At 73.4% G+C, this 17,070-nt stretch carries 16 protein-coding genes; 10 read left to right on the forward strand and 6 right to left on the reverse strand.

Annotated elements, in window-relative coordinates:
• Positions 1–265: 265 nt before the first annotated feature.
• Both purN and purH read left to right on the forward strand, forming a co-directional pair.
• Positions 266–907: a phosphoribosylglycinamide formyltransferase gene (purN, locus tag ACIOC1_RS19785; protein ID WP_355336844.1), complete on the forward strand. Its 642-nt coding sequence runs from the start codon at positions 266–268 to the stop codon at positions 905–907.
• Positions 894–2,444: a bifunctional phosphoribosylaminoimidazolecarboxamide formyltransferase/IMP cyclohydrolase gene (purH, locus tag ACIOC1_RS19790; protein WP_355336845.1), complete on the forward strand. Its 1,551-nt coding sequence runs from the start codon at positions 894–896 to the stop codon at positions 2,442–2,444. Before purN ends, purH begins: the two co-directional genes overlap by 14 nt.
• A gap of 236 nt (positions 2,445–2,680) precedes the next feature.
• Here purH and ACIOC1_RS19795 read toward each other — a convergent pair whose 3' ends face one another.
• Entirely contained in the window at positions 2,681–3,424 is a 744-nt protein-coding gene (locus ACIOC1_RS19795; protein ID WP_355336846.1) for an RDD family protein, read from the reverse strand.
• A 357-nt stretch (positions 3,425–3,781) separates the two neighbouring features.
• On the opposite strand from ACIOC1_RS19795, the gene ACIOC1_RS19800 reads away from it, so the two are divergent.
• The 5 genes from ACIOC1_RS19800 to ACIOC1_RS19820 all read left to right on the forward strand — a co-directional run bounded on the left by ACIOC1_RS19800 (position 3,782) and on the right by ACIOC1_RS19820 (position 8,453).
• On the forward strand, positions 3,782–4,645 hold the full coding sequence (locus ACIOC1_RS19800) for a bifunctional methylenetetrahydrofolate dehydrogenase/methenyltetrahydrofolate cyclohydrolase (RefSeq protein ID WP_401855656.1): 864 nt from the start codon (positions 3,782–3,784) through the stop codon (positions 4,643–4,645).
• Positions 4,635–5,207 (forward strand): DUF3017 domain-containing protein, encoded by a 573-nt coding sequence (locus ACIOC1_RS19805; protein WP_391163356.1) that lies wholly within the window; start codon positions 4,635–4,637, stop codon positions 5,205–5,207. Before ACIOC1_RS19800 ends, ACIOC1_RS19805 begins: the two co-directional genes overlap by 11 nt.
• Before the next feature lie 703 nt (positions 5,208–5,910).
• The gene (locus tag ACIOC1_RS19810) at positions 5,911–6,765 is read left to right on the forward strand and encodes a helix-turn-helix domain-containing protein (RefSeq protein WP_401855659.1); all 855 of its coding nucleotides are present in this window, start codon (positions 5,911–5,913) and stop codon (positions 6,763–6,765) included.
• 155 nt (positions 6,766–6,920) lie between these two features.
• A complete protein-coding gene (locus tag ACIOC1_RS19815; RefSeq protein ID WP_355336849.1) occupies positions 6,921–7,910 on the forward strand; it encodes a malate dehydrogenase in 990 nt (329 codons plus the stop codon).
• Positions 7,911–7,973: 63 nt separating this feature from the next.
• Positions 7,974–8,453: a GNAT family N-acetyltransferase gene (locus ACIOC1_RS19820; RefSeq protein WP_391050479.1), complete on the forward strand. Its 480-nt coding sequence runs from the start codon at positions 7,974–7,976 to the stop codon at positions 8,451–8,453.
• Between the two features lie 27 nt (positions 8,454–8,480).
• On the opposite strand, the gene ACIOC1_RS19825 is transcribed toward ACIOC1_RS19820, so the two are convergent.
• Positions 8,481–9,968 (reverse strand): PLP-dependent aminotransferase family protein, encoded by a 1,488-nt coding sequence (locus ACIOC1_RS19825; RefSeq protein ID WP_401855663.1) that lies wholly within the window; start codon positions 9,966–9,968, stop codon positions 8,481–8,483.
• A 28-nt stretch (positions 9,969–9,996) separates the two neighbouring features.
• Between ACIOC1_RS19825 and ACIOC1_RS19830 the strand changes: the two genes are divergently transcribed.
• Complete coding sequence (locus ACIOC1_RS19830; protein ID WP_401855665.1) at positions 9,997–10,479, forward strand: carboxymuconolactone decarboxylase family protein; 483 nt, start codon at positions 9,997–9,999, stop codon at positions 10,477–10,479.
• 93 nt (positions 10,480–10,572) lie between these two features.
• Here the strand turns inward: ACIOC1_RS19830 and hemC are convergent, their stop codons facing one another.
• The 4 genes from hemC to trpS form a co-directional block, all read right to left on the reverse strand.
• Positions 10,573–11,511, reverse strand: coding sequence for a hydroxymethylbilane synthase (hemC, locus tag ACIOC1_RS19835; RefSeq protein WP_401855797.1), 939 nt, complete (start codon positions 11,509–11,511; stop codon positions 10,573–10,575).
• A gap of 179 nt (positions 11,512–11,690) precedes the next feature.
• On the reverse strand, positions 11,691–12,320 hold the full coding sequence (locus ACIOC1_RS19840) for an LUD domain-containing protein (RefSeq protein WP_355336853.1): 630 nt from the start codon (positions 12,318–12,320) through the stop codon (positions 11,691–11,693).
• A gap of 171 nt (positions 12,321–12,491) precedes the next feature.
• Positions 12,492–13,082 (reverse strand): 2'-5' RNA ligase family protein, encoded by a 591-nt coding sequence (locus ACIOC1_RS19845; protein ID WP_391163343.1) that lies wholly within the window; start codon positions 13,080–13,082, stop codon positions 12,492–12,494.
• Positions 13,083–13,208: 126 nt separating this feature from the next.
• The gene (gene trpS / locus ACIOC1_RS19850) at positions 13,209–14,222 is read right to left on the reverse strand and encodes a tryptophan--tRNA ligase (protein ID WP_391050482.1); all 1,014 of its coding nucleotides are present in this window, start codon (positions 14,220–14,222) and stop codon (positions 13,209–13,211) included.
• A 226-nt stretch (positions 14,223–14,448) separates the two neighbouring features.
• Here trpS and rocD point away from each other — a divergent pair, with 226 nt between their 5' ends.
• Together rocD and ACIOC1_RS19860 are read left to right on the forward strand one after the other, a co-directional pair.
• On the forward strand, positions 14,449–15,633 hold the full coding sequence (gene rocD, locus ACIOC1_RS19855) for an ornithine--oxo-acid transaminase (RefSeq protein WP_355337199.1): 1,185 nt from the start codon (positions 14,449–14,451) through the stop codon (positions 15,631–15,633).
• Positions 15,634–16,173: 540 nt separating this feature from the next.
• Positions 16,174–17,058, forward strand: a complete 885-nt coding sequence (locus ACIOC1_RS19860) for a hypothetical protein (RefSeq protein WP_355337201.1) — start codon at positions 16,174–16,176, stop codon at positions 17,056–17,058.
• Positions 17,059–17,070: the final 12 nt, after the last annotated feature.

A 17,070-nucleotide genomic window follows, 5' to 3' on the forward strand; every position in this document is an offset into this window, starting at 1 on the left:
TCTTCGGCTTGTACCGACGTGTACTGACGTCTTGCAACGACCGTACGACGATGTGCCATCCCTGTCAGATGCGTCACTTACGCCCGCGTGCGGGGCGCGCGAAGTGCCGCTCTCCCGGCAGACGCTACCGTCCGCGCGCTCCCCCGTCCCGTGGGGGCCGCCGGGAGTGCCGGTATCGTTGCTGACGGTCGGCGGCCTCGTAGGGTTCCCCGTCATCCGATCGGCCTCCGACTCGTACGATCCTCTAAACGAGAGAGCACCGCCAGTGGCCGCGCCCGCACACGCCTCCACCCCCGCCCGTCTCGTCGTCCTGGTCTCCGGTTCGGGGACCAATCTCCAGGCGCTGCTCGACGCCATCGAGGCCGATCCCTCGTACGGGGCCGGGGCCCGTGTGGTCGCCGTCGGCGCCGACCGCGACGGCATCGCGGGCCTGGACCGCGCCGTCCGCGCGGGCCTGCCCACCTTCGTCGTCCGCGTCAAGGACCACGAGGACCGCGCCGCCTGGGACCTCGCGCTCGCCGAGGCCACGGCGCGGTACGCGCCCGACCTCGTCGTCTCCGCGGGCTTCATGAAGATCGTCGGCAAGGAGTTCCTGGCCAGGTTCGGCGGCCGGATCATCAACACCCACCCCGCGCTGCTGCCGAGTTTCCCCGGCGCCCACGGCGTACGCGACGCGCTCGCGTACGGCGCCAAGGTGACCGGGTGCACCGTCCACTTCGTCGACGACGGCGTCGACACCGGCCCGGTCATCGCCCAGGGCGTGGTCGAGGTCCGGCCGGACGACACGGAGGACGCGCTCCACGAGCGCATCAAGGAAGTCGAGCGACGACTGCTCGTCGAGACCGTGGGGCGCCTGGCGCGCCACGGCTACCGCATTGAGGGACGAAAGGTTCATGTCGGTGAATAAGCCCATCCGTCGCGCGCTGATCAGTGTCTACGACAAGACGGGTCTCGAAGACCTGGCCCGCGGTCTGCACGAGGCGGGGGTGGAACTGGTGTCGACCGGGTCGACCGCCGCGAAGATCGCCGCCGCGGGCGTCCCCGTCACCAAGGTCGAGGAGCTGACCGGCTTCCCCGAGTGCCTGGACGGCCGGGTCAAGACGCTGCACCCGCGCGTCCACGCGGGCATCCTCGCCGATCTGCGCCTGCCCGACCACCAGCGGCAGCTCGCCGAACTCGGCGTCGAGCCGTTCGAGCTGGTCGTCGTCAACCTCTACCCGTTCAAGGAGACCGTCGCCTCGGGCGCGAGCCCTGACGAGTGCGTCGAGCAGATCGACATCGGCGGCCCCTCGATGGTCCGCGCCGCCGCCAAGAACCACCCGTCGGTCGCCGTCGTCGTCAGCCCGAACCGGTACGCCGACGTCCTGGCCGCCGTCCGCGACGGCGGCTTCGACCTCGCCGCCCGCAAGCGGCTCGCCGCCGAGGCGTTCCAGCACACCGCCGCGTACGACGTGGCCGTCGCCTCCTGGTTCCTGGACGGCTATGCGTCCAACGAGGAGTTCCCCGAGTTCAGCGGGCAGACGTACGACCTCCAGCAGACGCTGCGCTACGGCGAGAACCCGCACCAGGGCGCCGCGCTCTACAGCGACGGCAGCGGAAAGGGGCTGGCCGGGGCGGAGCAGTTGCACGGCAAGGAGATGTCGTACAACAACTACGTCGACACCGACGCCGCCCGCCGTGCCGCGTACGACCACGAGGGCGTCTGCGTCGCGATCATCAAGCACGCCAACCCGTGCGGGATCGCGGTCGGCACGGACGTCGCCGACGCCCACCGCAAGGCGCACGCCTGCGACCCGGTCTCCGCGTACGGCGGCGTCATCGCCGTCAACCGGCCCGTGTCGGTGGCCATGGCCGAGCAGGTCGCCGAGATCTTCACCGAGGTGATCGTCGCTCCCGGGTACGAGGACGGCGCCGTCGAGATCCTCGCGCGCAAGAAGAACATCCGCGTCCTGCGCTGCGCCGACGGGCCCGAGACCGTCACCGAGTACAAGCCCATCGAGGGCGGCCTCCTCGTCCAGGCCAAGGACCGCTTCCAGGCCGAGGGCGACGACCCCGAGACCTGGACCCTCGCCACCGGGGACGCGCTGACGGCGGCCCAGCTCGCCGAACTTGCCTTCGCCTGGCGCGCCTGCCGCGCCGTCAAGTCCAACGCCATTCTTCTCGCGAAGGGCGGTGCCACGGTCGGCGTCGGCATGGGGCAGGTCAACCGGGTCGACTCCGCCAGGCTCGCCGTCGAGCGCGCCGGGGCCGAGCGCGCCACCGGCTCCTACGCCGCCTCCGACGCCTTCTTCCCGTTCCCCGACGGGCTCGAGGTCCTCACCGCCGCCGGGGTCGCCGCCGTCGTCCAGCCGGGCGGGTCCATCCGCGACGAAGCCGTCATCGAGGCGGCGGCCAAGGCGGGAGTCACGATGTACCTGACGGGGACACGGCACTTCTTCCACTAGGCCCCTGGCGGTAGGCCGATCCTTCACAGGGCGCGGGGACCGCGCGTCCGGCCGTGACGTGCTCGCACGTCACCACCGGCCCCGGCGGGGCGGACCGGTGGTCTTCGGACCACCGGCCGGTGGGGCCGGCCGCGCGGTTCCCCGCGCACGCGGCCCCGCGGGTCGGCCGATGACCCGTTCGTCATCTACACCGCTCGCGGCCCCGCGCACGCGGCCCCGCGTCAGCGCGGGGTCGGTCAGGACTGGTCCTTGATGACCACGGTGTGGACCATCTTGTCGGCGAAGGTCTGCTTCTTCGCGTCCCACAGCGGCCAGAGGAACCCGAGGTAGCACGGCAGGCCGTCCAGGACGTGGAGCAGGCGGCGGCCGAAGGCGAGGCCGAAGCCGAGGGTGGAGCCGTCGTGTTCGCGCAGGAGGCGGATGCCGACGATCTTCTTGCCGGGGGTCTGCCCGGTGCTGCCCTCGCGGTAGCAGAGGAAGAGCATGGCGACGAGGCTGAGCAGGCCGCCGATGAGGATCAGCGCGACGGAACCGCCGGAGACGTGCGGGTTGGGGCACGCGTCGCGGGGGATGCCCGCGTCGTCGCAGTCCTGCCAGCGGTCGGCGAGCTTGACGGACATCTGGGTGTAGCCCGCGATGACCAGGCCGCCCGGTACGAGGTTGAACATCAGCGCGTCGAGCAGCGTGGCACCGAGCCGGGCGCCCCAACCGGCCAGCGGGGGCATGCCGGGCGGCAGGTTCCCCTGCGGGTAGCCGTACGGCGCCTGGCCCGGGTAGCCGCCGCCGGGGTAGCCGTAGCCGCCGGGCTGCTGCTGTTGCTGCGGGTATCCGGGGTAGCCGCCGGGCTGCTGCTGGTACGGGCCCGGCTGCTGCGGGACGCCCTGGCCGTACGGGTTCTGCGCGTAGGGCGGCTGCTGCGGCGGCTGGGACGGTCCGCCGTAGGGGTTTCCGGGGCCGGGAGGGCCGGGGGGTTGGCTCACGTGCTGCTTCCTTACGCGCGCGGCTGGGACGACAGGGCCGGTCGGGACGGCGGCGGCCGGACCGCATCCGTCGTATATCCGTCGTACTGGCCCAATCGGGGGACGAGGCCACATCGTGGGGCCCCTGTGCCCCGGTGCGCAAGGGACCAGAGGTGTCGGACCGAGGTCGGGACGGTGCCTCCACGGTGCGGCGGTCCGGGGCGGCGGCCGGGGCACCGGTCGAGGCACCCGTCCGGGCGTCGGCGGGCGTCGGCGGGGGCCGGGCACGGCACAGGCGGCGCTCAGGTGGCACCCAGGCGGGGTTCGCGCCGGGGGCGGATTGGTCCGGCGCGGGTCCGATCCGCGAGAATGGCGGGCATGACCGCCCAGATTCTCGATGGCAAGGCCACCGCCGCCGCGATCAAGTCCGAACTCGCCGAACGCGTCAAGGCGCTGAAGGCCCGCGGGATCACCCCGGGCCTCGGCACGCTGCTGGTCGGCGACGACCCGGGCAGCAAGTGGTACGTCGCGGGCAAGCACCGCGACTGCGCGCAGGTGGGCATCGGCTCCATCCAGCGTGAACTCCCGGACACCGCCACGCAGGAGGAGATCGAGGCGGTCATCCGCGAGCTGAACGCGGACCCGGCCTGCACCGGCTACATCGTGCAGCTCCCGCTCCCCAAGGGCATCGACACCAACCGGGTGCTGGAGCTGATGGACCCGGCCAAGGACGCGGACGGGCTGCACCCGATGAGCCTCGGCCGACTCGTGCTCAACGAGACCGGGCCGCTGCCCTGCACCCCCAACGGCATCGTGGAGCTGCTGCGCCGCCACGGCGTGGAGATCAACGGCGCCGACGTGGTCGTGGTCGGCCGCGGCATCACCGTGGGCCGCTCGATCGGCCTGCTGCTGACCCGTAAGTCGGAGAACGCGACGGTCACCTTGTGCCACACCGGCACTCGTGACCTCTCCGCGCATCTGCGACAGGCCGACATCGTCGTGGCCGCCGCCGGTGTGCCGCACATCATCAAGCCGGAGGACGTGAAGCCGGGCGCGGCCGTCCTGGACGTCGGCGTGAGCCGCGACGAGAACGGCAAGATCGTCGGCGACGTGCATCCGGGCGTGGCCGAGGTGGCCGCCTGGATCTCGCCGAACCCCGGTGGCGTCGGCCCGATGACGCGGGCGCTGCTCCTCCAGAACGTGGTGGAGGCGTCCGAGCGGGCCGCGGGCGATGTCGGCTGATCCGGGTCCCGCGGCAGGGGCCGCGGACTTCGGCGCCGGGGGGCCGGGGACCGGCCGGACGCCGGGGGAGGGCCGTGAGAACGGCTCGGGCCCGGCGTCGGCGCCGGTGCCCGCGCCCGCGTCCGCCGGGCACTCCTCTGGGCACTCCCTCGGACAGGCGGCCGGAATCACCGGGGAGCACGGCAGGCACGAGGCCGGGCCCGGCAGGACCACCGCGCGTCCCGAGGGCGGCGGCCGGGCGGCGGGCAAGGACGCCCCCGCGCCCGCCCGGCAGTGGCCGATCCTGCTGGTCATCTGCGGCGCGGCCATCGGGCTGATCGTCACGGCGGCCGGCGCCTTCCGCGCGGGCACGATCGTGATCGGGGCGTCGCTGCTGGTCGGCGCCGCGCTGCGCTGGGGCGTGACGGCGGTCGGCATGCTCGCGGTCCGCAGCCGGTTCACTGATGTGATCACGTACGGGCTGTTCGGTCTCGCGATCGTGCTGCTGGCGCTGATGGCGCAGCCGGATCCGCTGATCAGGATTCCGTTCCTGGAGGACATCATCCACTTCTCGGTGCGGTAGCCCGGAACGGTGGGCTGACGCGGGGCCAGGTTCTTTGGTGGCGCCGCCGCGTGGGCGCTCCGCTTAGGTCACCACCGGTCCCGGCGGGGCAATGCGGTTGTTTCCCGGCCACCGGCCGGTGGGGGGTTGCTCGCGCAGTTCCCCGCGCCCCTGACGGGGCGGGCCCCTTTCGCCTGGGCGGCGGGCCGGTCTTTTTGGGGGCGCGGGGAACTGCGCGGCCAGCCATGGCGCTCCGCGCAGGTCGCCACCGGTCCCGGCGGGGCAGTGCGGTTGTTTTCCGGTCACCGGCCGGTGGTGGGTTGCTCGCGCAGTTCCTCGCGCCCCTGGCGGGGCGGGCCTCTTTTCGTATGGGGGGTGGGCCGGTCTTTTTGGGGGCGCGGGGAACTGCGTGGCCAGCCACGGCGCTCGCGCAGGTCACCACCGGCCCCCGGCGGGGCAATTCGGTTGTCCCCGGACCACCGGCCGGTGGGGGCTGGCCGCGCAGTTCCTCGCGCCCCTGACGGGGCGCATTCCCCGGGGCGGGCGCTGGGCCGCGACAGCGGTGGCGCGGACGAAGGGCTGGCCTCGGAGGCGGCCGGGGCCCGGCACCCGGTAATAGCAGGTCCGGACGAGTTCGGGGACGCTGTCCGGAAAGTCCCCCCGACAAGGGGACACCCGTTCTAGCGTTGCCCCCGGCGGGGGACTCGTTGAGACAGGGGGCACGATGGGGCAGTGGGAGCCGTTGGCGGAGCGGATTCCGGTGGATGTGCGGCGACTGGCCGTGCAGTTACGCCGGATGAAGGACCGCGGCGGCCTGACGGTCCCGGCGCTGGCGGCGCGCACGGCGCAGTCCGCGGAGTCGTGGGAGAAGTACCTCAACGGCAGGCAACTGCCGCCGCTGGACGCGGTGGAGGTGCTGGCGCAGGCGAGCGGCGCGGACTACGACCGGGTCGGCGCGCTGTGGAAGCTGGCGGAGAAGGCCGCGACCGGCACCGGCGACAGGGGCCGGGGCAAACCCGTACCGCATCCCGATCCGCTGGACCCGCTGGGCCCGGAGGAGGGTCTGCCGGGCAACCGCCGCCGCAGGGCGCTGCTGTTCGGCACGGCGGGGGTGCTGGCGATCGGCGCGGCGGTGACGGTGCTGCTCGCGGCGGGCCCGAGCACCGGGCGGGCCCCGGTGCCCGAGGCGGCGCCGACGGTGACCGACCGGGCGACGGCTCCCCGTCCGCCGGTCCGCCGGGAACACCCGGTGCCACGGCCACCCACGGCGCGGGCCCCGGCAGCGCGCCGGGCGGCGGCGCTCCCGGCACCGTACCGACCGATTCCGGGTCCCCTTCGGCGCCCGCCTCCGGAGGAACCGTTTCTCCTACGGATACGCCCACCGGTCCGCCGTCCCCGACCGCGACCGCCACCGGCCGCGGCGGCCTGTGCCTCGGCCTGCTCGTCGTCAACCTCTGCCTGGGCGGCCAGGGCTGAGACGCGCGGACCCAAGTCCGCGCGGACCCGCGGCGCACCGCGCAAACCCGCGGACGCGGGTCCCGCGCGGCACGGGAACGTCACCCGGCGGCCTTCCCGGTGACCGGGGCCACACGCCCTCGCGTCACCGGCGGCGCCGCCGCGCGATAGCCTGACAGACGGCTCTCTTGACGACGAGAGAGTCACGTTCCGGGGCCGCTCGGGCCACTGCCGGGGCGGCAATGCCAGGTACCCGCAGGAAAAGGCCAGGAGAAGGCAATGACTCGCACCCCCGTCAACGTCACCGTCACCGGAGCGGCAGGCCAGATCGGCTACGCCCTCCTCTTCCGCATCGCCTCGGGCCACCTGCTCGGCGCGGACGTGCCGGTGAGGCTCCGTCTGCTGGAGATCCCCCAGGGCCTGAAGGCCGCGGAGGGGACCGCGATGGAGCTGGACGACGCCGCCTTCCCGCTCCTCCAGGGCATCGACATCACCGACGACCCGAACGTGGCCTTCGACGGCGCCAACGTCGCGCTGCTGGTCGGCGCCCGCCCCCGCACCAAGGGCATGGAGCGCGGCGACCTGCTGGAGGCCAACGGCGGCATCTTCAAGCCGCAGGGCAAGGCCATCAACGACCACGCGGCCGACGACATCAAGGTCCTGGTCGTCGGCAACCCGGCGAACACCAACGCGCTCATCGCGCAGTCCGCCGCCCCCGACGTACCGGCCGAGCGCTTCACCGCGATGACCCGCCTGGACCACAACCGCGCGGTCGCGCAGCTCGCGAAGAAGACCGGCGTGCCGGTCTCGGAGATCAAGCGGCTCACCATCTGGGGCAACCACTCGGCGACCCAGTACCCCGACATCTTCCACGCCGAGGTCGCGGGCAAGAACGCCGCCGAGGTCGTCAACGACGAGCAGTGGCTGGCCGACACCTTCATCCCGACCGTCGCCAAGCGCGGCGCCGCGATCATCGAGGCGCGCGGCGCGTCCTCCGCCGCCTCCGCCGCGTCGGCCGCCCTCGACCACGTCCACACCTGGGTCAACGGCACCGCCGAGGGCAACTGGACCTCCATGGGCATCGTCTCCGACGGCTCCTACGGCGTCCCGGCCGGTCTCATCTCGTCCTTCCCGGTCACCACGAAGAACGGCGCCTTCGAGATCGTCCAGGGCCTGGAGATCAACGAGTTCTCGCGCGCGCGCATCGACGCGTCCGTGAAGGAGCTGGAAGAGGAGCGCGCCGCCGTGCGCGAGCTGGGCCTCATCTGAGTCCCGCCTCTTTTCCGCCGGTAAGGGGTCCCGCCCTGGTGCGGGGCCCCTTACGTTTGCCCCATGGACGTCATCCTGCGCGAGGTACGCGACTCGGACCTGCCCGTCTTCTTCGTTCAGATGCAGGACCCCGAGGCGGTACGGATGGCCGCGTTCACCGCCGAGGACCCGTCGGACAGCGCCCGCTTCCACGCCCACTGGGCCCGCGTCCGTGCCACCCCCGGCGTCGTCAACCGCACGGTCGTCGCCGCCTCCGACGGTACGGTCGTCGGCCACGCCGCCGTCTACGGCCCGCCCGAGGAGCGCGAGGTCACGTACTGGATCGGCCGCGAGTTCTGGGGCCGCGGCGCCGCCACCGCCGCCCTCCGCCAACTCCTCGCCGTCGCCCCCGAACGCCCCCTGCACGCCCGCGCCGCCGCCGACAACCCCGGCTCGATCCGCGTCCTGCGCAAATGCGGCTTCCACCCCACCGGCACCGACCGCGGCTTCGCGAACGCCCGCGGTGAGGACATCGACGAGGTCCTCCTCACCCTCCCCGCCTGACCTCGACTCCCTTCTCCGCCGGCCCACTTACCCGGGTGCCAGGACCTCGCACAGGCGGGAGAGGGCGCCGGAGAAGGCGTGGTCGGGGGGCGTGGCGTAGCCGATGACGAGGGAAGTGGGGGCGTGGGCGGTGGGGGCGCCGTAGACGGGGAGGCCGCTGAGGGCCAGGCCGAGGGCGTGGGCGCGGTCCACGAGGGCTTGCAACGGGCCGGTCTCCGGGGGGAGTTCGAGTACGGCGTGCAGGCCCGCGGCGATGCCGGAGACCCGGACGTGGGGGGCGTGTTCGGCCAGGGCCGCCACCAGGCGGTCGCGGCGGGCGCGGTAGTGCAGGCGCATACGGCGTACGTGGCGGTCGTACGCGCCCGATCCGATGAATTCGGCGAGGGTCAACTGGTCGAGCACCGGCGAGTGGTGGTCGGCCATCCGCTTCTCGCGCACGACCGCCTCCAGCAGGTGCGGGGGCAGCGCCAGCCACGCCAGCCGCAGGCCCGGCGCGAGGCTCTTGCTGGCCGTGCCCGCGTACACGACGTGTCCGGGCGCGAGGCCCTGGAGGGCGCCGACGGGCTGCCGGTCGTAGCGGAACTCCCCGTCGTAGTCGTCCTCCAGGATCACCGCGCCGGTGCTCCGCGCCCACCCCGTGACGGCCGTCCGGCGCCCGGGGGACAGCGGCACACCGGTCGGGAACTGGTGCGCGGGGGTCAGCAGCACCGCCTGCGCCGAGCCGTCCAGGCGGTCCACCCGCGCCCCGTCGCCGTCCACGTCCAGCGGCACCGTCTCAAGTCCCGCCGTGCGCAGCAGCGTTCGCGTGTCCGGGAAGCCCAGCGCCTCGACGGCGATCCGGCGGGCGCCCCGGCCGTACAGCGCGCGGGCCAGCAGACCGACGCCCTGCACGTACCCCGTGCAGATCATCAGGTGCTCCGGGTCGGTCCGCACCCCGCGCACCCGCGCGAGATACGTGCTCAGCGCCGCCCGCAACTCCGGCCGGCCGCGCGGGTCGGTGTACCCGAACGCCTCGTTCGGCGCCGCGGCCAGCGCCCGCCGCGCCGCCGCCGACCACGCGGCGCGCGGAAAGGACGACAGGTCGGGCGAGCCGGGCCACAGGCTGTACGGGAGGCCGGTCGCGTTGTCCGGCACCAGCTCGACCGGGGCGACGGGCGTACGGCGCACGGGGGCGCGCTCCGCCCGGCCGGGGACCGCGGCCGGGCGCGGTGCCACCGTCGTGCCCGAGCCCTGCCGCGCGGTCAGCCACCCCTCGGCGACGAGCTGCGCGTACGCGTCCGCGACCGTGTTGCGCGCGAGGCCCAGATCCCCGGCCAGCACCCGGCTGGACGGCAGGCGGGTACCGGGGGAGAGGCGGCCGTCGCGCACGGCCTCGCGCAGGGCCCGCTCAAGACCGGCCCGCGCGCCGCCGCCCGCCGCGGCCCGCGCGGCGGGGAGGTCGAGCAGCAGGTCGTAGTCGGCGGTGCGCTCACCGCGAGTGGCCCAGTCGTTCATGCTCCAAGTGGACCACGGCATGGAGCCACTTTCCTCCTACGGTGGAGGCATGACGACGACGACCGACGACACCGCTACCGTTCCCGCGCCCGCGCGCCGGATCGACCTCAACGACAAGGCCCCCGACTTCTACGCGGCCATGGCCGCCCTCGACAAGGCCGCCGCCCGCGGCCTCGACCCCGCCGTCCGCGAACTCGTCCGCGTCCGCGTCTCCCAGCTCAACGGCTGCGCCTACTGCGTCGACAAGCACAGCGCCGACGCCCGCGCCCTCGGCCTCACCGAGCAGAAGCTGTACGGCGTCACCGTCTGGCGCGAGACGCCCTTCTTCACCGCCCGCGAGCGCGCCGCCCTCGCCCTGGCCGAGGCCGTCACCCACCTCGGTGACCATGGCGTCCCCGACGCCGTCTTCGACGAGGCGGCCCGGCTCTTCGACACCGACGAATTCCCCCGCCTCCTGGCCATGTGCGTCACCATGAACGCCTGGAACCGGATCGGCGTCTCCTGCCGGATGTCCCCGGCGGTCCGCGCGTAAGGCGCGGTACGGCCGCCGGTCAGGTCACGCGCGGGGCGGCGGTACGGCCGCCGGTCAGGTCACGCGCCGGGCGGCGGTACGGCGCCGGTCGCGTCACGCGTCGGGGTGGCGCGCCGCGTCGAGCAGGGAATGGGCGCCCCGCGCGACGAGTTCCGCGGCCAATTCCCTTCCGAGCCTTTCCGGCCGCTGCGCCGGACCGCTGACGGTGGCGGAAATCTGCGTCCTGCCGTCGAGAGACGTGACCTGTCCGAACAGCCGCAGATTTCCGGCCGGGTCCAATTCGGCGTAACCCCCGACCGGAACGCTGCACCCGCCGTGCAATTCGGCGAGGAAGGCGCGTTCGGCGCGGACCCGCGCGTCGACGGAGGCGTCACCGGCGCAGGCGAGCAGGTCGCGTACGGCGGTGTCGTCCGCGCGGATCTGGATGCCGAGGGCGCCCTGGCCCGGACTCGGCGGGAAGAGGTCGAGCGGCAGCACCTCGCTCACAGCGCCGTCGAGACCGAGGCGGCGCAGGCCCGCCAGGGCCAGCACGACCGCGTCCAGCCCCTCGGTCGCCAGCTTCTCCAGGCGCGGCGGTACGTTGCCGCGAATCGGCACGATCCGCACGTCAGGGCGTACGGCCAGGAGTTGGCCGATCCGGCGGGCCGCCCCCGTACCGACCCTGGCCCCCTCCGGCAGCCCGGCGAGCGTCGCCCCGCACAGCGCGTCGGCCACGTCCTCCCGCCCCGGCGGCGGCAACAGCGTCAGGCCCGGCGGATTCGACGTCGGCAGGTCCTTGAGGGAGTGGACGACCACATCCACGTCACCGCGCGCCAGCGCGGCCTCCTGCTCGGTGCTGAACGCCGAACCGCCGCTCACCGCCGACACGTTGGCCAGCGGTGAGCGCCGGTCGCGGTCGCCGCCCTCCACGATCACCCGATGCGTGAAGGTCACCTCGGGAAACCGCTCCCTCAACGGCGTCAGATATTCACGCACTTGCGCCCTGGCGAGGTCGCTCCCGCGCGATCCGACAATGCAACGGCCCTGCTTCACATTCGCCAATTGCCCATGCCTCCAAGTGTTTCCGCTTCACCCTAAACCCGGCCGCCACCTCCTTTTGCACACACGTTGTCGGCATTACCGCGCGCCAGTGGACCGACAGGGGACCGGCCGTCAACCGGCCGTCAACCGGCCGTCAACCGGCCGTGGAGCGGCCGTCAACGGGCGGTGCCTCAGAAGCCGATGGGCTCGCGGAGCAGCAGTACGGTGCCGCGCCCCGGCACGTACTCCGCGTTGAGGACCAGGAGCCGGTTCACGGTGCTCGGCCAGCCGTGCACCTCCATGGTCCTGGCGCTCTCCAGCGGCAGGCAGTGCTCCTCCACCCGGCGCAGCGCCGTCTCCAGGTCCGGCACGACCTTCTGCGCGCCCACCACCCAGATCGCGCGCCCCGCCCCGCCCGCGTACCCGGGCAACTGGCTCCCGCTGCCCGACGCGATCACCAGCGACCCCGTCTCGGTGACGGCGGCGACGCTCCCGACGCTGACGTCCGGAGCGGCAAGCGCCCGCCGGATCGCGTCCGCCTCGCTCGCCCGGTCCATGGCCAGCACGCGCGGCTTGACCGCCTCGTACCGCCCGCTCCCGTTGATGTCCTCCTCGATCCCGGACAGCCGCAGCGTCTCGCTGGCCCCGGTGAACACGCTCGCGCCCGGCGGGATCAGCTCGCCCACCCGGACCCGCGCGGCGGCCACGTCGTCGAGGATCTCCGCGTCGAAGCCGTGCAGCACCAGAGCCTCCGCCGCCCGCTCCAGCCGCTCCGCCGCCACCGCTTCCGTGAACGCGACGGCCGATGTCCGCGTACCCATGATCACTCCCGGCTTTCTGCCCGACCTGACGAATCAGCGCACCGCCCGTGGGTGGGCGGTGCGCTGATGTGTCGCACGGAAGCGGCCGAATGTGACCGACGGGGCCGGCTTACGGCCGAAGCACGGCCGAAGCGCGGCAGGAGTCGCGGCCGGGCCGACCCCGCAGCGCCGTTACAGCCGCGTCGCGGCCTTGGCGGACTGCTGGTGCGGGACGGCCGAGAGGCCCTCACGGCCGAAGGGGTACTCGCGCATCTTGCGCCAGACGCCGTCCTCGCCCTGCTCGTAGAGGGCGAAGCTGATCGCGGTCCAGGCGGCGGAGAAGGTGGCGAGCTCGGACTGGGCCAGGTCCATGGCGGGGTCGGGGATGCCGTGGGCGACCGTGACGTGCGGGTGGTACGGGAACTGGAGCTCGCGGGAGACGGGTCCCGAGCGGACCTGCTCCTGGAGCTGGGCGCAGGCGTCGCCGCCGTCGGCGAGGCGGACGTAGACCACGGGGGAGAGCGGCCGGAAGGTGTCCGTGCCGTGCAGCCGCATCAGGAAGGGGCGGCCGTCGGCGGCGACCTGCGCGAGGTGGCGGCGCAGCGCCGGAAGCGCGCCGCAGTCGACCTCGGTGGGCGGCAGCAGCGTGACGTGGGTGGGGATCGCGTACGCCGCCGGATCGCCGAAACCGGCGCGCCGCTCCTGGAGCAGGCGCCCGTACGGCTCCGGGACCGCGATGGACACGCCGATCGTGGTGGTCGTGGAGGTCCCCACTGCGCTCACCCCTTTCCCCGTTCAGCCGGCCGCGTGGTCACCCCCGCGCGATGACCCCGCATGGTCATACAGCCATCATGCGGGACAATCATGCGAGAGCAGAAAAATCGTCCTCGGTACCGCCCCGTACCGTACTCAGTGCTTGGCGGGCAGGAACCCGACCCGGTCGTACGCCCCGGCCAGCGTCTCCGCCGCCACGGCGCGCGCCTTCTCGGCACCCTTCGCCAGCACCGCGTCCAACGTCTCCGGGTCCCCCAGATACTCCTGCGTACGCTCACGGAACGGTGTGACCCACTCCACGAAGATCTCCGCGAGGTCGGTCTTCAGCGCACCGTAGCCCTTGCCCTCGTACCGCTCCTCGAGTTCCGGAATTCCGGTACCGGTGAGCGCGGAGTGAATCGTGAGCAGATTGCTGATGCCCGGCTTGTCTTTTTCGTCATATTTGACGACCGTGCCGGTGTCCGTCACCGCGCTGCGGAACTTCTTCGCCGACGTCTTCGGCTCGTCCAGCAGATTGACCAGGCCCTTCGGCGACGCCGCCGACTTGCTCATCTTGGCCGTCGGGTCCTGGAGGTCGTAGATCTTCGCGACCTCCCGCACGATGTGCGGCGCCGGGATGGTGAAGGTCGGGCCGAAGCGCGTGTTGAACCGCTCCGCCAGGTCGCGGGTCAGCTCGATGTGCTGCCGCTGGTCCTCGCCGACCGGCACCGCGTCCGCCTGGTACAGCAGGATGTCCGCGACCTGGAGGATCGGATACGTGAACAGGCCGACCGTCGAGCGGTCCGCGCCCTGCTTGGCCGACTTGTCCTTGAACTGCGTCATCCGGGACGCCTCACCGAAGCCGGTCAGGCAGTTCATCACCCAGCCGAGCTGGGCGTGCTCGGGCACATGGCTCTGGATGAACAGCGTGCAGCGGTCCGGGTCGAGCCCGGCGGCCAGGAGCTGGGCGGCGGCCAGCCGCGTGTTCGCCCGCAGCTCGGCCGGGTCCTGCGGCACGGTGATCGCGTGCAGGTCGACCACCATGTAGAAGGCGTCGTGCGTCTCCTGGAGCGCCACGTACTGGCGGATCGCCCCCAGGTAGTTCCCCAGGTGGAACGAACCGGCGGTGGGCTGGATACCGGAAAGCGCGCGCGGGCGATCTGTTGCCATGTCCATCATTCTCTCAGGTGGTGACCCCGCTCCCATACCCCTGGTGGACACCACTGGCCGCCGTCGGTGAGGTTTCGCCGTGATCGCGGCGAGCGACGATAGAAAGGGGCGTCACCCCGCCCCTTCGCCCTGGCCTCCGACGTACAACGAACGGAGAACGCACGTGACCACCACCACCGCAGGTCCTTCCGGCACCGCAGGTACCACCGGCACCACCGGTGAGCGGATCGCCGCCGCCGAGGCGCACAGCGCGCACAATTACCACCCGCTCCCCGTCGTGGTCGCCACGGCCGAAGGCGCGTGGATGACCGACGTCGAGGGCCGCCGCTACCTCGACATGCTCGCGGGCTACTCGGCGCTGAACTTCGGCCACGCCAACCCCCGGCTGATCGCGGCGGCCAAGGCGCAGCTCGACCGGGTCACGCTGACCTCCCGCGCCTTCCACCACGACCGCTTCGCGGACTTCTGTACGCGGCTCGCCGAGCTGTGCGGCATGGAGATGGTGCTGCCGATGAACACCGGCGCCGAAGCAGTGGAGACCGCCGTGAAAACGGCGCGCAAGTGGGGCTACCGGGTCAAGGGCGTACCGGACGGCCGGGCCAGGATCGTTGTCGCGGCCGGGAACTTCCACGGGCGCACCACCACGATCGTCAGCTTCTCCACCGACCCCGAGGCGCGGGCGGACTTCGGCCCGTACACCCCCGGCTTCGTGACCGTCCCCTACGGCGACCTCGCCGCGCTCGAAGCGGCCGTGGACGACGAGACCGTCGCCGTGCTGCTGGAGCCGATCCAGGGCGAGGCGGGCGTCCTCGTGCCGCCGCCGGGCTATCTCGCCGGGGTGCGCCGGGTCACCGCCGAGCGCGGGGCGCTCTTCATCGCCGACGAGATCCAGTCCGGCCTCGGCAGGACCGGCCGCACCTTCGCCTGCGAGCACGAGGACGTCGTCCCCGACATGTACGTCCTCGGCAAGGCGCTCGGCGGCGGCGTCGTGCCCGTCTCGGCCGTGGTCTCCTCCCGCGACGTCCTCGGCGTCTACCGGCCCGGCGAACACGGGTCCACCTTCGGCGGGAACCCGCTGGCCTGCGCCGTCGGGCTCGAAGTCCTCGCCATGCTGCGCACCGGGGAGTACCAGGAGCGCGCCGCCGAACTCGGTGACCACCTGCACCGCGAGCTCGCCCTCCTCACCGGCTCCGGCAAGGTCACCGAGGTGCGCGGGCGCGGGCTGTGGGCCGGGGTCGACATCGATCCCGCCGTGGGGACCGGCCGCGAGATCTCCGAGCGGCTCATGGCGCTCGGGGTTCTCGCCAAGGACACCCACGGCAGCACCATTCGGCTGGCGCCGCCGCTCACCATCTCCAAGGACGACCTCGACTGGGGCCTCACCCAACTCCGCACGGTCCTCTCCGCCTGACCTTCCCCCCTCCCGCCGGGGGGGGCGGTCCCCTCCTCTCCGCACCACCGGCCGGTGGGGGCCGGCCGCGCAGTTCCCCGCGCCCCTGGCGCGGTGGGCCGATCTTTTGAGGGGCGCGGGGAACTGCGCGCTCAGCCACATTGCTGCCGCAGGTCACCACCGGCCCCAGAGGGGCAATTCGGTGGGCTTCCGGCCACCGGCCCGGTGGGGGCTTGTCGCGCAGTTCCCCGCGCCCCTGACGGGGCGCACCGGTTGTTTGCGGACCACCGGCCGGTGGGGGCTTGTCGCGCAGTTCCCCGCGCCCCTGGCGGGGCGGGTCGTCTTTCGGTCGGGGGGTGGGCCGGTTTTTTGAGGGGCGCGGGGAACTGCGCGACGCGCCACGACGGGCGTGCGGGTCACCGCCGGGACCGGAGGGGCGATTCGGTGGGCTTGCGGCCACCGGCCGGTGGGAAGGGACGGCTCGCCGTCCGCGGCGGAGGAAGCGCTCGGGGCGGGGCCCGGGGTGCTGGACGCCCTAGAGTCAGTGGCGTGCTTCTGGGAATGGTGTGTGCGCTGGGCGCGGCCGTGTGTTTCGGGGTGGCGTCGGTGCTGCAAGCGGTGGCGGCGCGGGCGGCGGCGGAGCCGGGCGGAGGCTCGGGCTCGGCGGTCGACGCGCGGCTGCTGGGCAGGGCCCTGCGCGAGTGGCGCTACGTGGCGGGCCTGGGCCTCGACGGCGTGGGCTTCGCGCTGGAACTGGTCGCGCTGAGGTCGCTGCCGATCTACGCGGTGGGCGCGGCCCTGGCGGCGAGCCTGGCCGTCACGGCGGTCGCGGCGGCGCGGCTGCTGGACACGCGGCTGTCGCCGCGCGAGTGGGGCGCGGTCGCGGCGGTGTGCGGCGGCCTGGCGCTGCTGGGCATGGCCTCGGGCAGCGAGGGGGCCGGCGCGGACCACGGCGGCACGGCGCTGCGCTGGGGCACGCTGGCCACGGCCCTCGCCGTCCTCGCGGCGGGCACGGCGGCCGGCCGTCTCCCCGAACGCTCCCGCGCGGCGGCGCTGGGCCTCGGCGCGGGCCTCGGCTTCGGCGTGGTCGAGGTCGCCGTCCGCGTCATCGACGGCATGACCCCGGTGGCGCTGCTCACCAACCCGGCCGTGTACGGCCTCCTCGTCGGCGGCGGAGCCGCCTTCCTGCTGCTGACCTCCGCCCTCCAGCGCGGCTCGGTGACGGCCGCCACCGCGGGCATGGTCATCGGCGAGACCGTCGGCCCCGCGCTCGTCGGCGTCCTGGCCCTCGGCGACCGCACCCGCCACGGCTGGGCCCCGGTCGCGGTCGCGGGCTTCGCCCTCGCCGTCGTCGGCGCCCTGGCCCTGGCCCGCTTCGGCGAGGTCGCCCCGCCCGGGGAGGACGCGGAGAACACGACGGACGAGGCGACCCCCAGCCGCCTGTGAGCGGGGGTACGG

It is taken from the genome of Streptomyces sp. NPDC088197 (assembly GCF_044741185.1).
GTDB lineage: Bacteria > Actinomycetota > Actinomycetes > Streptomycetales > Streptomycetaceae > Actinacidiphila.